This window comes from Enterobacter cloacae complex sp. P38RS (assembly GCF_014930775.1).
Taxonomy (GTDB): domain Bacteria; phylum Pseudomonadota; class Gammaproteobacteria; order Enterobacterales; family Enterobacteriaceae; genus Enterobacter; species Enterobacter bugandensis.
Genome location: NZ_JADBRS010000006.1, coordinates 13,984 through 26,127, shown reverse-complemented (window position 1 = coordinate 26,127; position 12,144 = coordinate 13,984). Strand labels below are relative to the sequence as shown.

The following is a 12,144-nucleotide window of genomic DNA, read 5'->3' as shown; positions in this document are numbered from 1 at the left end:
ATCATAACGAATCACCATGTGATTACTTTTGATTAAACCAGGAGTCAAAACGATGAGTAAAGTGAAAACCATTACCCGTGAGTCATGGATTCTGAGCACCTTTCCGGAGTGGGGTAGCTGGCTGAACGAAGAGATCGAGCAGGAACAGGTTGCTCCTGGCACGTTTGCAATGTGGTGGCTGGGCTGCACCGGTATCTGGCTGAAATCTGAAGGCGGCGCCAATATCTGCGTCGATTTCTGGTGCGGCACCGGCAAACAGAGCCACGGTAACCCGCTGATGAAAAAAGGCCACCAGATGCAGCGTATGGCCGGCGTGGAAAAGCTCCAGCCGAACCTGCGCACCACGCCGTTTGTGCTTGATCCTTTTGCCATTCGCCAGATCGATGCCGTGCTTTCTACTCACGATCACAACGACCATATCGACGTGAACGTGGCGGCAGCGGTGATGCAAAACTGCGCGGACGACGTACCGTTTATCGGGCCGCAAACCTGCGTAGATCTCTGGATTGGCTGGGGCGTGCCTAAAGAGCGCTGCATCGTGATGAAGCCTGGCGACGTGGTGAAAATTAAAGACATTGAAATCCACGCGCTGGATGCCTTTGACCGTACCGCGCTGATTACCCTGCCAGCCGACCAGAAGGCTGCTGGGGTACTACCAGACGGCATGGACGAGCGTGCGGTGAATTACCTGTTCAAGACGCCGGGCGGCTCCCTGTATCACAGCGGTGATTCCCACTACTCTAACTATTACGCGAAGCACGGCAACGAACATCAGATTGACGTGGCGCTGGGCTCGTACGGGGAAAACCCGCGCGGTATTACGGACAAAATGACCAGCGCCGATATGCTGCGCATGGCGGAAGCGCTCAACACCAAAGTAGTGATCCCGTTCCACCACGATATCTGGTCAAACTTCCAGGCCGATCCGCAAGAGATCCGCGTGCTGTGGGAGATGAAAAAAGACCGCCTAAAGTACGGCTTCAAGCCCTTTATCTGGCAGGTAGGCGGCAAGTTCACCTGGCCGCTGGACAAAGACAATCTCGAGTATCACTACCCGCGCGGCTTCGATGATTGCTTCACCATTGAGCCAGATCTCCCGTTCAAATCCTTCCTCTGATTGTGAGGCCACATCGCCAGACCCTGTGTCTGGCGATTTCATATTTATTTTAGTAATTTCATGCTATTTCAAATATCATCTTTTAAAATCAATTCTTATCGGAATAGCTCATGACGGAAGCGCAACGGCATCAAATTTTACTGGAACTCCTGGCGCAAACAGGGTTTATCACCGTCGAGAAAGTGATCGAACGTTTAGGGATCTCCCCCGCCACCGCGCGGCGAGACATCAACAAGCTGGATGAGAGCGGCAAGCTGAAAAAAGTCCGCAACGGCGCAGAAGCCATCAGCCAGCAGCGTCCACGCTGGTCGCCGATGAATATTCATCAGGCGCAGAATCACGATGAAAAGGTAAGGATTGCCAGAGCGGCATCACAGCTGGTGAACCCCGGTGAGAGCGTCGTCATCAACTGCGGCTCCACGGCGTTTTTGTTGGGCCGTGAAATGTGCGGCAAGCCGGTGCAAATCATTACCAACTATTTGCCGCTGGCTAACTACCTGATCGATCAGGAACATGAAAGCGTGGTGATCATGGGCGGCCAGTACAACAAAAGCCAGTCCATCACGCTCAGCCCGCAGGACAGCGAAAACAGTCTCTACGCCGGGCACTGGATGTTTACCAGCGGCAAAGGCCTGACCGCTGACGGCCTGTATAAAACCGATATGCTGACCGCGATGGCGGAACAAAACATGCTCAACGTGGTGGGCAAGCTCGTTGTGCTGGTCGACAGCAGCAAAGTCGGTGAACGCGCAGGCATGCTGTTCAGCCGCGCAGAACAGATCGACATGGTGATCACCGGCAAAGGGGCGAACCCCGAGATCCTCCAGAAGCTGGAAGATCAGGGCGTCAAAGTCCTGCGCGTTTAAAGATGCTTGCGGAAAAACGCCACCGTGGCGTCCAGCGCCGCTGGCGTGATGCGGTGGCGGACGCCTGACTCCCACAAACAGGTCAGATTAGCGTCCAGTCCTTCATTCTTTAACGCCTGCTGCAGGCGGAAGGTTCCATCGGGCGGGACAACATCGTCCGCATCACCGTGCCATAGCAGCAGCGGGCGATCGGCCAGGCGCGGCAATGCCCGGGTCACTTCCCACTCTGCCAGCATCGGCGTAATTTCCGTTAAATCCTGAGGGGGGAAAAGCGTCTTCGCCAGCGAGGTAAAATAGCCCGAGCCCATCAGACAGGCGACAGATCGCACGTCAGGATGATGCGTCATAATCCCCAGCGCCGTCATGCCGCCCATCGACGCCCCGGCCACCGCCAGCCGATTATCGGCCACCAGCCCTGCCTCATAGAGCGCATCGCGCAACCCGGCAAACTCGGTCATGCTGCCGTGCAGAATGTGCCAGAACTGCCCCAGTCGCGCCCGCTCATTGCCCGTAAAGCGCGCGCCGTGGTCAGGCGCATCCGGCATTACCACGCGAAAACCCGCCTGAGCCAGCGCCACTGCAAAATAACTGTAAACCAGTTTCGATGAGGTAAACCCATGATAAAAAACCACAACAGGCAGCGATTTATCACGTTTCCCTGCCGGCACAGCGTGTAAAATTTCATGGTCGCCGAGATGGCGTATTTCAATTTCAATCATTGTCGACCCTGTACGAATGAATGATTCATAATGTTGAGAACTGGATTACGGTTTGACGCTATTTTCATTCGAAAATTACGCCCCAGATAACACTTCGGGAACATTCCCCCAAAACTAAATTCGCAGACAACTACACTATGGCTAACAGGAAACGAGATATGGTTATGCACAGGTTTGCTGCTTTATTGCTGGTGTTTCTGCTCAGCGGCTGTAGCGCACTGCAGGGTACACCGCAACCCGCTCCCCCGGTTGCCGATCATCCGCAGGAGATTCGTCGTAATCAGACGGAAGGATTACAGCGAATGGGCACCGTCTCCGCGCTCGTTCGCGGTTCGCCGGATGATGCAGAAGACGCAATAAAGGCACAAGCCGTCGCTGCCAAAGCAGATTATTACGTCATTATTATGATCGACGAAACCATCATAACGGGACAGTGGTATTCACAAGCCATTTTGTACCGGAAATAATGGTTTACCTTTGAACGACATTTACACTGCTTTGCGTCCATAGACATTTTCCTGTCCACAATAAACTCCATGCCAGCGACAAGGAATGGGAGTTTATTCGCGAAGGATTGCCCGGCGGATACCGGAAATATGTGAAATGGAGCTGACGATGAAACGAACTCTTGCTTTGACCTCTCTGTTGCTCTCTGCAGGCCTGGTGAGCACCACCGCGCAGTCAGCAGAATTCGCCAGTGCGGATTGCGTAACAGGTCTGAATGAAATAGGCCAGATCTCCGTCAATAACATTCCGGGGAGCCCGCAAGACGTTGAACGTATCGTGGCATTAAAGGCCGATGAACAGGGCGCGTCATGGTATCGCATCATCCAGATGCAGGAAGATAACCATATCGACCAGTGGCGGGTACAGGCCATTCTCTACGTATAAATCCTTCCTGATAAAAGCCACTTAATTTTAGTGGCTTTTCGTTTTTGCAAATTTTTTATCTAATTTAAAACTACTCTAAAACAATAGAATAACATTTTGTTACATTAATTCAGTAAACGTAATCTCCGCTCTGCCGTTGAAGAACCATACCTTTTCAATGATGAGCAATTTATGATCAATGTTTTCCGCCGTGCGGGCCTTGGAACAAAGCTGTCGCTGCTGACGGGCGTCAGTGTCGCCACACTGTTTCTGCTTTTCACTTTCCTGCTCAGCCAAAAAGCCAGCCAGCAGCTTGAAGCCCTCGCGGTCGAAGATCTGCATAATCAGTCCACCGGTATGGTCGACATGGTGCAGATGTTTAATACCAGCCTGAGCGAAGAAGTCGAAAGCTACACCAGACTGTTTACGACATTTCTGCCTCAGCCGTTTAGCGTCGATACTCAGCAGACCCGGACCATAAACGGGCTCGCCGTTCCCCTGCTGAAAGGGGGCGACGCTGAACTCCATGAAAATACAACGTTTTCTGATGATTTTCTGAGCCGTACGGGAGCGATCTCAACGCTGTTTGTTCGCAGCGGTAACGACTTCATTCGCGTTGCCACCTCCCTGCGCAAAGAGAACGGCGATCGCGCTATGGGGACGGTTCTGGACACGAGCAGCCCGGCGTTTGCCTCCGTCTCGAAAGGCGAGGTATACCGCGGCCTGGCGCTCCTGTTTGGCAAGCGCTACATAACCCAGTACCAGCCCGTGAAGAACAGTGAAGGTCAGGTTATCGGGATCATCTTCGTTGGGGTGGATATCACTCACTCCTGGAATGTCATGCGCGAGAAAATCCTCAACCGCCGCCTGGGCGAGAGCGGGCACTTCTTCGTGCTGGACCGCAGCAACGGCAAAACGCGCGGTCAGTATCTGTTCCACGCCAGCGAAGAGGGAAAACTGCCGAAGTGGGATAGCGCCACCCAACAGCAGCTGTTGAGCGATTCCTCAGGCTCGCTGGAACGCGTAAGCGACGACGGTCGCACGCTGAAAATGGCCTATACGCCGCTGCCCGGCTGGAACTGGACCATCGTCGGTGAAGTGGATAAATCAGTCCTGCTCTCAAGCGTTAACGCCATGCGCGACCGTTTCCTGCTGGCCGGCGTAGCGTTGTCCGTCCTCTTCGCGGGCCTGTTTGTGGTGCTTATTCGCCGGATGCTGACCCGTCCGCTGCGTAACGTGATTGACCTTGCCCGCCAGTATGCCGCGGGCGATTTACGCTCCAGCCTGCCCGTGACCCGCCAGGATGAGGTTGGCCAGCTGGTTGAAGCCATTAACGGTATCGGTGATGGGCTACAAAAAATTGTCCTGCAGGTCCGCGAGGCCGCGGGCGAGATCCATCTGGGCACCAATGCGCTGGCCTCCGATACCGGAGACATCTCCGAGCAGATCAACAAGCAGGCCAGCAGCGTTGAAGAGACCTCCGCCAGCATGGAGCAACTGGCCGCGACCGTGCAGCAAAATGCCGCCAACATGGAGCAAACGCAGCAGCTGGTAGGTGAAACCTCGCGCGCGGTTCATCAGGGTGGTGAAACGGTGACCCATGCGGTTGCCACCATGGACGACATTCGCGAAGCGTCAAAACGTATCGAAGACATCACCCGCGTGATCGAGTCCATCGCGTTCCAGACTAATATTCTGGCGCTGAATGCGGCGGTAGAAGCGGCACGCGCAGGCGAGCATGGAAAAGGTTTTGCTGTGGTCGCGCAGGAAGTTCGCGCCCTGGCAGGTCGAAGCGCCAACGCGGTGAAGGAGATTGAACATCTGATTGGCGATACCCTGCGAAAAGTGGGCGAAGGCCATGCGCTGTCTGAACAGACGCGTCTGGCGATGGATTCCATCATCGTTCATATCGACAACATCAGCCAGCTGGTCACGGAGATTAACCACGCGTCACGCGAGCAGTCCGCGGGGATCGGCCAGGTCAATCTTGCCATGACCCACATTGGCGAAGCGTCGCATATCAATGCCGATCGCATCTCACGCAGCGAGCAAACCGCACGCACGCTGCGCGAGAAAGGGTCACACCTTACCCAACTGGTCAGCCTGTTCCAGCTTAAACGCTAGCCAACCCTGCCCGTGGCGCGCAGCAGCAGATCGCTTTGCACCTGCTCATTCATGAGCGTACCGCCACGGGTATCCAGCATCATGCGGCACCACGCCTGCGCCACGGGCGGCGATGCGTGCCGCAGCATCTGGCTGCCGGCCCCCAGCAAAAAGAGCTGCTGAGCTATCTCCCTCCCCTGCGCCTCCTGCGGTTTACGCAGCTTTTGCTGAAGCTGCCGCCAGCTGCGGTCAAAGTGTCTGTCCTGCCCTTTGACCTGGGCAAACTCGTCGGCAAGCAGGTCGTGGATACCTGACTGCTTCGCCAGCACCCGCAGCACGTCCAGGCACATGATATTGCCCGATCCTTCCCAGATGCTGTTCACCGGCATCTCGCGATACAGGCGTGGAAGTTCACTCTCCTCGCAGTACCCGCCCCCGCCGAGTGCCTCCATCGCCTCCGCCACGAACGGAATACCCGCTTTGCACACGCTGAATTTTGCGGCTGGGGTAAAAAGCCGCGCCCAGGCGGCCTCCTGCGGGTCGGTGCGGTTATCCCACGCCCGGGCCAGACGGAACAGCAGCGCCGTGTGTCCCTCCAGCACCAGCGCCATACGGCTTAGCACTTCACGCATTAGCGGCTGATCGATAAGGTTTTTGCCGAAGGTCTGACGCTGATGGGCGTGGTACAGCGCCACGGAAAGCGCCCGGCGCATTAGCCCGTGGCTGCCCAGCGCGCAGTCGAAGCGCGTCAGCCCGCCCATCTTCAGGATTTGCCGCACGCCTTCTCCCTCTTCACCCAGCAGCCAGCCGGAGGCATCGAGGAACTCCGCCTCGCTGCTGGCGTTCGAGCGGTTGCCGAGCTTGTCTTTCAGACGTTCCAGCCGTACGGCGTTGCGCTGTCCGTCGGGTAAGAAACGCGGGACAAAGAAGCAGGACAAACCGCCTTTCGCCTGCGCCAGCACCAGATGCGCATCGCTCTGTGGCACGGAGAAAAACCATTTGTGGCCCACCAGCCGGTAGCTGCCGTCGCTGCATTTTTCCGCTCTGGTGGTGTTGCTGAGCACGTCCGAGCCGCCCTGCTTTTCCGTCATTCCCATGCCGATCAGCAGGCCGCGCTTTTGCCCACCCGGCGCGAGATGGGGATCGTAACGGTCGCTCATCAGCGGCGTTAACCATTCATGAAACGGTTTGGGCAGCGACTGCTGCAACAGCGGCGTGGCGGCGAAGGTCATGGTCACCGGGCATAACGTCCCCGCTTCTACCTGAGCATGGAGCACGAAGCGCGCGGCCCTGGCGACGAAAGAACCTTTTCGTGCCTCTTCCTCCCATGCCAGATTATGTACCCGGTTAGCGCAGAGCCCCTGCATCAGCAGGTGCCATGCCGGATGAAAGCGGACGTCATCCAGCCGCTCTCCCGTGGGGTCGTAGCGTAATAGCTCCGGCGGATTCACGTTCGCCAGCCTGCCCAGCTCCAGCGACTCCGCCGTACCTAACTGTTGTCCAATGCTGGCAAGAAGATCCATATCCCACTCGGCACCCTCGCGCACAACCGCGTCGCGCAGGGCGCAGTCAGAGAGGAAAAGGTTGCTGTTAGAGAGTGGGGCTGGTTGATTAAAAACGGTATGGGTCTGCCAGTGCATGCTGTCTCCCTCCTTCAGTGGCAATGAAGGTAAGTATGGACAGACCGTATGAACGCTGCATGGGTGTGAGGTCACACGATGGCGATCCCGCTGATATCATTCGTGAAATAGCTCACAGAACATAAGAATAAACTATTTCATTACTCCGCTTATGTTGAATAATTTATTCTTAACCCGTCTTTGTGAGGATCGTTATGCAACAGGATGCGCACAAGCGAGCATTAATTGCAGGCTCCATTGGTAACTTTATCGAGTGGTATGAGTTTGCGGTCTACGGTTTTCTGGCGACCGTGATTGCGAAGAACTTCTTCCAGCTTGAGGGAGAGGCGGGACTGACCAGTCTGATCCTCACCTGGGCCTCGTTTGCCATTGCCTTCTTCTTCCGTCCGCTGGGTGCGGTGGTATTTGGCCGCATTGGTGACAGGATAGGCCGAAAACCGACGCTGATTATTGTGCTGGTGCTAATGACGCTCGCCACCACGGCCATCGGCATCGTGCCCGTCTACGCCAGCATCGGCATTGCTGCACCGCTGATCGTTACGCTGCTGCGCATCCTGCAGGGCCTGTTCGCGGGCGGCGAGTACGGCGGTGCGGTCTCACTGATGACGGAGTTCGCCCCGCGCGGCAAGCGCGGTCTGTACGGCGCGTGGCAGTCCTTTACCGTGGCGCTCGGGCTGCTAGCAGGCGCAGGTATTGTCGCGCTGCTCTCTGTCCTCCTCACGCCTGAAGCCCTGCACGACTGGGGCTGGCGCATTCCTTTCTTCCTTGCCCTGCCGATGGGCGCGGTCGCGCTATGGCTGCGGGTGAGCATGGAAGAGACGCCGAGCTTTGTGCAGCAGAAGGAAAAAGCGGTCATTGCTCAGGCCAGTACTTCCGCCACGCTCAAAACCATCCTGATGGGCATTGGCCGCGTGATGGTCTGGTCCGCGGCGGGGTATACCTACCTCGTGATCATGCCGACCTATCTGCAGTCTGCGCTGCACACCGGGTTTAATCAGGCGCTGCTGATAGCGGTGATTTCTAACATTGGGTTTGCGCTCACCATCATTCCGTCGGGAATGCTGAGCGACAGGATCGGGCGGCGAACGGTGATGATTATCGCCACCGTGCTCCTGCTGATCCTCGCCCTGCCGCTGCTGAAAATTTTGCAGGCGGAATCCAGTACGCTGCCGGTGAAAGCGATAGTGGTATTGATTGCGGGCGGTCTGGTGGGGATGCTGGCAGGGCCGGGGCCGGCGATGCTGTCTGAGATGTTCCCGACGCGCGTGCGCTATACGGGACTGGGGCTGGCCTATTCGTTATCGAACGCGATTTTTTCGGGCTGTGCGGGGTTAATCATTACCGGGCTGATTAAGCAGACGGGTAACCTGGACATTCCGGCCTATTACGTGATGGCAACGGCGGTGGTGAGTATTTTCGCGCTGATGACGCTCAGGAAGGATGACCATTTACGGTCGTTAGAGGAGTGAGATTGTCACCGTCTGGTGCCCTCACCCCGGCCCTCTCCCACGGGGAGAGGGAGAAAACACTAAAGGCCGTCCTTTGGACGGCCTTGCTGTTTATTCTCCGCGCTGGCGCACCGCTTCAAACAGGCAGATACCCGTTGCAACGGAAACGTTCAGAGACGACACGCTGCCCGCCATCGGGATACTGATCAGCTCGTCGCAGTGCTCGCGCGTCAGACGACGCATGCCTTCACCTTCCGCCCCCATCACCAGCGCAAGACGGCCGGTCATTTTGCTCTGATACAGAGTATGATCCGCTTCGCCCGCGGTACCGACGATCCAGATATTCTCTTCCTGCAGCAGACGCATGGTGCGCGCCAGGTTGGTCACGCGGATCAGCGGAACGTTTTCCGCCGCGCCGCAGGCCACTTTCTTGGCCGTCGCGTTCAGTTGCGCGGAGCGATCTTTCGGTACGATCACCGCGTGCACGCCCGCCGCATCCGCGCTGCGCAGGCACGCGCCGAGGTTGTGCGGATCGGTTACGCCATCCAGAATCAGGAAGAACGGGTTTTCCAGCGCGGCAATCAGATCCGGCAGGTCGTTTTCCTGATACTGACGGCCCGGCTTCACGCGGGCAATGATCCCCTGGTGCACCGCGCCTTCGCTTTTCTCATCCAGGAACTGGCGGTTCGCCAGCTGGATCACCACGCCCTGCGCTTCCAGCGCGTGGATCAGCGGCATCAGACGTTTGTCTTCACGCCCTTTCTGAATAAACACTTCCTGAAAACGCTCCGGTGCGCGCTCGAGAAGGGCCTGCACCGCGTGGATGCCGTAAATCATTTCACTCATTGATGGTTCTCGTAATAAGTATTTCCCCTCTCCCGGTTGGGGAGAGGGTCAGGGTGAGGGGAGAATTATTCCGCCTGCTTTTTCTTGGCTGCGCGCTTCGCTTTTGTCGCGGCAGCGATTTTCTGCGTCTTCGCGGAAGGCTTTTTCGCTGAGCGAGCCTCTTTCTTCGCCGCCTTTGGCTTCTGTTTCTTCTCGCCGCGGAACGCGCTGTCCGGCTCGAAGTTTACCTTTTTGCCCGCCTGGCGACGTTTACCGCTCGCTTTGCCGTTTCCGCCTTTTTTCGCCCTTTCACGCTCGGTTTTACCGACGTTACGCGGCGCGCGCTCGCTGGAGATCAGGCTGAAGTCGATTTTACGGTCGTCCATATTCACTGCTTCGACCTTCACTTCCACGCGATCGCCCAGACGGTAGGTCTGGCCGCCTGATTCGCCGATCAGACGCTGACCGACCTGGTCGAAGCGGTAGTAGTCATTATCCAGGCTGGAGACGTGCACCAGACCGTCGATAAACAGCTCATCCAGACGCACGAAGAAACCAAAGCCGGTCACGCTGGCAATCACGCCCTTAAAGACGTTGCCCACCTGATCCAGCATAAAGTCACACTTCAGCCAGTCCGCCACGTCGCGCGTCGCTTCATCCGCACGGCGCTCGGTCATGGAACAGTGCTGACCCAGTTGCAGCACTTCGTCCATGGAGTAGTGATAGCCGCCGGTTTCGGTGGTGTTGCCTTTATGGCCCTGCTCGTGCGCCAGCAGATACTTGATCGCGCGGTGCAGTGACAGATCCGGATAGCGACGGATCGGCGAGGTAAAGTGCGCGTAAGACTGCAGCGCCAGGCCGAAGTGCCCCCGGTTTTCCGGATCGTAAATCGCCTGCTTCATGGAGCGCAGCAGCATCGTCTGCAGCATTTCTGCGTCAGGACGGTCGCTAATGGATTCCAGCAGTTCGGCGTAATCGCGCGGCTCAGGCTTGTTACCGCCAGGCAGCTCCAGGCCGAGCTCAGCCAGCACGGAGCGGAACGACGTAATGGCTTCCGTGGTCGGCTTATCGTGAATACGGAACAGCGCAGGCTCTTTGGCTTTCTCAACGAAGCGTGCCGCCGAGATATTCGCCAGAATCATACACTCTTCGATCAGCTTGTGCGCATCGTTACGCTGGGTCTGTTCGATACGCTCAATGCGGCGCTCGGCGTTGAAGATAAACTTCGCTTCTTCGCTCTCAAAGGAGATCCCGCCGCGCTCTTCGCGCGCCTGCTCCAGCGTTTTGTAGAGGTTATGCAGCTCTTCAATGTGTTTAACCAGCGGCGCGTACTGCTCGCGAAGGTCCTGGTCGCCCTGCAGCATATGCCAGACCTTGGTATAGGTCAGACGCGCGTGCGAGCTCATTACCGCTTCGTAGAATTTGTAGCCCGTTAAGCGCCCTTTGGTGGAGATAGTCATCTCACATACCATACAGAGACGGTCAACCTGCGGGTTCAGGGAGCACAGGCCGTTGGAGAGCACTTCCGGCAGCATCGGTACAACCTGAGACGGGAAGTAGACCGAGGTACCGCGGCTGCGCGCTTCGTTATCCAGCGGCGTGTGCGGACGAACGTAGTAGCTTACGTCAGCGATAGCAACCCACAGACGCCAGCCGCCGCCACGTTTTTTCTCGCAGTAGACCGCGTCATCGAAGTCGCGAGCGTCTTCACCGTCGATCGTGACCAGCGGCAGACTGCGGAGATCCACACGGCCCGCTTTGGACTCTTCCGGTACTTCTTCGCGCAGGTTTTCGATCTGCTCTTCGACCGCTTTCGGCCAGACGTACGGAATTTCATGGGTACGCAGCGCCATATCGACGGCCATGCCGGTGCCCATGTTATCGCCCAGCACTTCGACGATTTTACCGACCGCTTTGGTGCGACGGGTCGGACGCTGGGTGAGTTCAACCACCACCACAAAGCCCATACGCGCGCCCATCACCTCTTCAGGTGGGATCAGAATATCGAAGCTCAGACGGCTGTCGTCCGGCACCACGAAGCCTACGCCCGCATCGGTAAAGTAGCGGCCCACAATCTGGCTGGTTTTTGGCACCAGCACGCGAACCACGCGCGCTTCGCGGCGGCCTTTACGGTCTGCACCCAGCGGCTGCGCCAGGATCTGGTCGCCGTGAATGCACATTTTCATCTGTTCGGATGAGAGGTAAAGGTCGTCCTTACGGCCTTCCACGCGCAGGAAGCCAAAGCCATCGCGGTGACCAATGACGGTCCCTTTCAGCAGATCGAGGCGTTCCGGCAGCGCGTAGCACTGGCGGCGGGTAAATACCAGTTGCCCGTCACGCTCCATCGCGCGCAGGCGGCGGCGAAGGGCTTCAATTTGCTCTTCACCTTCAATATTTAATTCAACGGCAAGTTCTTCACGATTGGCGGGTTTTTCGCGTTTTGTTAAGTGTTCAATGATGAACTCGCGGCTGGGGATAGGATTCGCGTATTTTTCGGCTTCGCGTTCCTGGAAAGGATCTTGTGACATGTCGGTTCCTCCGTTGTCAGCTCCGGTG

10 protein-coding genes are annotated in these 12,144 nt (G+C 57.1%); 6 read left to right on the top strand and 4 right to left on the bottom strand.

Annotation, left to right across the window (positions count from 1 at the left end):
* Positions 1–52 precede the first annotated feature (52 nt).
* Both ulaG and ulaR read left to right on the top strand, forming a co-directional pair.
* Positions 53–1,117, top strand: coding sequence for an L-ascorbate 6-phosphate lactonase (gene ulaG / locus IM303_RS10110; protein WP_006810379.1), 1,065 nt, complete (start codon positions 53–55; stop codon positions 1,115–1,117).
* Positions 1,118–1,227: 110 nt separating this feature from the next.
* Positions 1,228–1,983 (top strand): HTH-type transcriptional regulator UlaR, encoded by a 756-nt coding sequence (gene ulaR, locus IM303_RS10105; protein ID WP_024907324.1) that lies wholly within the window; start codon positions 1,228–1,230, stop codon positions 1,981–1,983.
* Here ulaR and yjfP read toward each other — a convergent pair.
* A complete protein-coding gene (yjfP, locus tag IM303_RS10100) occupies positions 1,980–2,702 on the bottom strand; it encodes an esterase (RefSeq protein WP_193359868.1) in 723 nt (240 codons plus the stop codon). The genes ulaR and yjfP overlap by 4 nt on opposite strands.
* 137 nt (positions 2,703–2,839) lie before the next feature.
* Here yjfP and bsmA point away from each other — a divergent pair, with 137 nt between their 5' ends.
* From bsmA to IM303_RS10085, 3 genes are all read left to right on the top strand, one after another.
* Positions 2,840–3,169, top strand: a complete 330-nt coding sequence (gene bsmA / locus IM303_RS10095) for a biofilm peroxide resistance protein BsmA (RefSeq protein ID WP_028015263.1) — start codon at positions 2,840–2,842, stop codon at positions 3,167–3,169.
* A gap of 136 nt (positions 3,170–3,305) precedes the next feature.
* Entirely contained in the window at positions 3,306–3,593 is a 288-nt protein-coding gene (gene yjfN, locus IM303_RS10090; protein WP_032644956.1) for a DUF1471 family protease activator YjfN, read from the top strand.
* Between the two features lie 171 nt (positions 3,594–3,764).
* Complete coding sequence (locus tag IM303_RS10085; protein WP_063437230.1) at positions 3,765–5,696, top strand: methyl-accepting chemotaxis protein; 1,932 nt, start codon at positions 3,765–3,767, stop codon at positions 5,694–5,696.
* Here IM303_RS10085 and IM303_RS10080 read toward each other — a convergent pair.
* A complete protein-coding gene (locus tag IM303_RS10080) occupies positions 5,693–7,315 on the bottom strand; it encodes an isovaleryl-CoA dehydrogenase (RefSeq protein WP_193359867.1) in 1,623 nt (540 codons plus the stop codon). The genes IM303_RS10085 and IM303_RS10080 overlap by 4 nt on opposite strands.
* A 194-nt stretch (positions 7,316–7,509) precedes the next feature.
* Between IM303_RS10080 and IM303_RS10075 the strand changes: the two genes are divergently transcribed.
* Entirely contained in the window at positions 7,510–8,784 is a 1,275-nt protein-coding gene (locus tag IM303_RS10075) for an MFS transporter (protein ID WP_193359866.1), read from the top strand.
* Between the two features lie 90 nt (positions 8,785–8,874).
* Here IM303_RS10075 and rlmB read toward each other — a convergent pair whose 3' ends face one another.
* Together rlmB and rnr are read right to left on the bottom strand one after the other, a co-directional pair.
* Entirely contained in the window at positions 8,875–9,609 is a 735-nt protein-coding gene (gene rlmB, locus IM303_RS10070; RefSeq protein WP_193359865.1) for a 23S rRNA (guanosine(2251)-2'-O)-methyltransferase RlmB, read from the bottom strand.
* Between the two features lie 65 nt (positions 9,610–9,674).
* Positions 9,675–12,116, bottom strand: coding sequence for a ribonuclease R (rnr, locus tag IM303_RS10065; RefSeq protein WP_028015257.1), 2,442 nt, complete (start codon positions 12,114–12,116; stop codon positions 9,675–9,677).
* Between the last annotated feature and the right edge of the window lie 28 nt (positions 12,117–12,144).

Coding starts and splice junctions, on each gene's coding strand:
- ulaR (WP_024907324.1), top strand. CDS start 1,228: ATGACGGAAGCGCAACGGCATCAAATTTTACTGGAACTCCTGGCGCAA.
- rlmB (WP_193359865.1), bottom strand. CDS start 9,609: ATGAGTGAAATGATTTACGGCATCCACGCGGTGCAGGCCCTTCTCGAG.
- yjfP (WP_193359868.1), bottom strand. CDS start 2,702: ATGATTGAAATTGAAATACGCCATCTCGGCGACCATGAAATTTTACAC.
- IM303_RS10075 (WP_193359866.1), top strand. CDS start 7,510: ATGCAACAGGATGCGCACAAGCGAGCATTAATTGCAGGCTCCATTGGT.
- IM303_RS10085 (WP_063437230.1), top strand. CDS start 3,765: ATGATCAATGTTTTCCGCCGTGCGGGCCTTGGAACAAAGCTGTCGCTG.
- rnr (WP_028015257.1), bottom strand. CDS start 12,116: ATGTCACAAGATCCTTTCCAGGAACGCGAAGCCGAAAAATACGCGAAT.
- yjfN (WP_032644956.1), top strand. CDS start 3,306: ATGGAGCTGACGATGAAACGAACTCTTGCTTTGACCTCTCTGTTGCTC.
- bsmA (WP_028015263.1), top strand. CDS start 2,840: ATGGCTAACAGGAAACGAGATATGGTTATGCACAGGTTTGCTGCTTTA.
- IM303_RS10080 (WP_193359867.1), bottom strand. CDS start 7,315: ATGCACTGGCAGACCCATACCGTTTTTAATCAACCAGCCCCACTCTCT.
- ulaG (WP_006810379.1), top strand. CDS start 53: ATGAGTAAAGTGAAAACCATTACCCGTGAGTCATGGATTCTGAGCACC.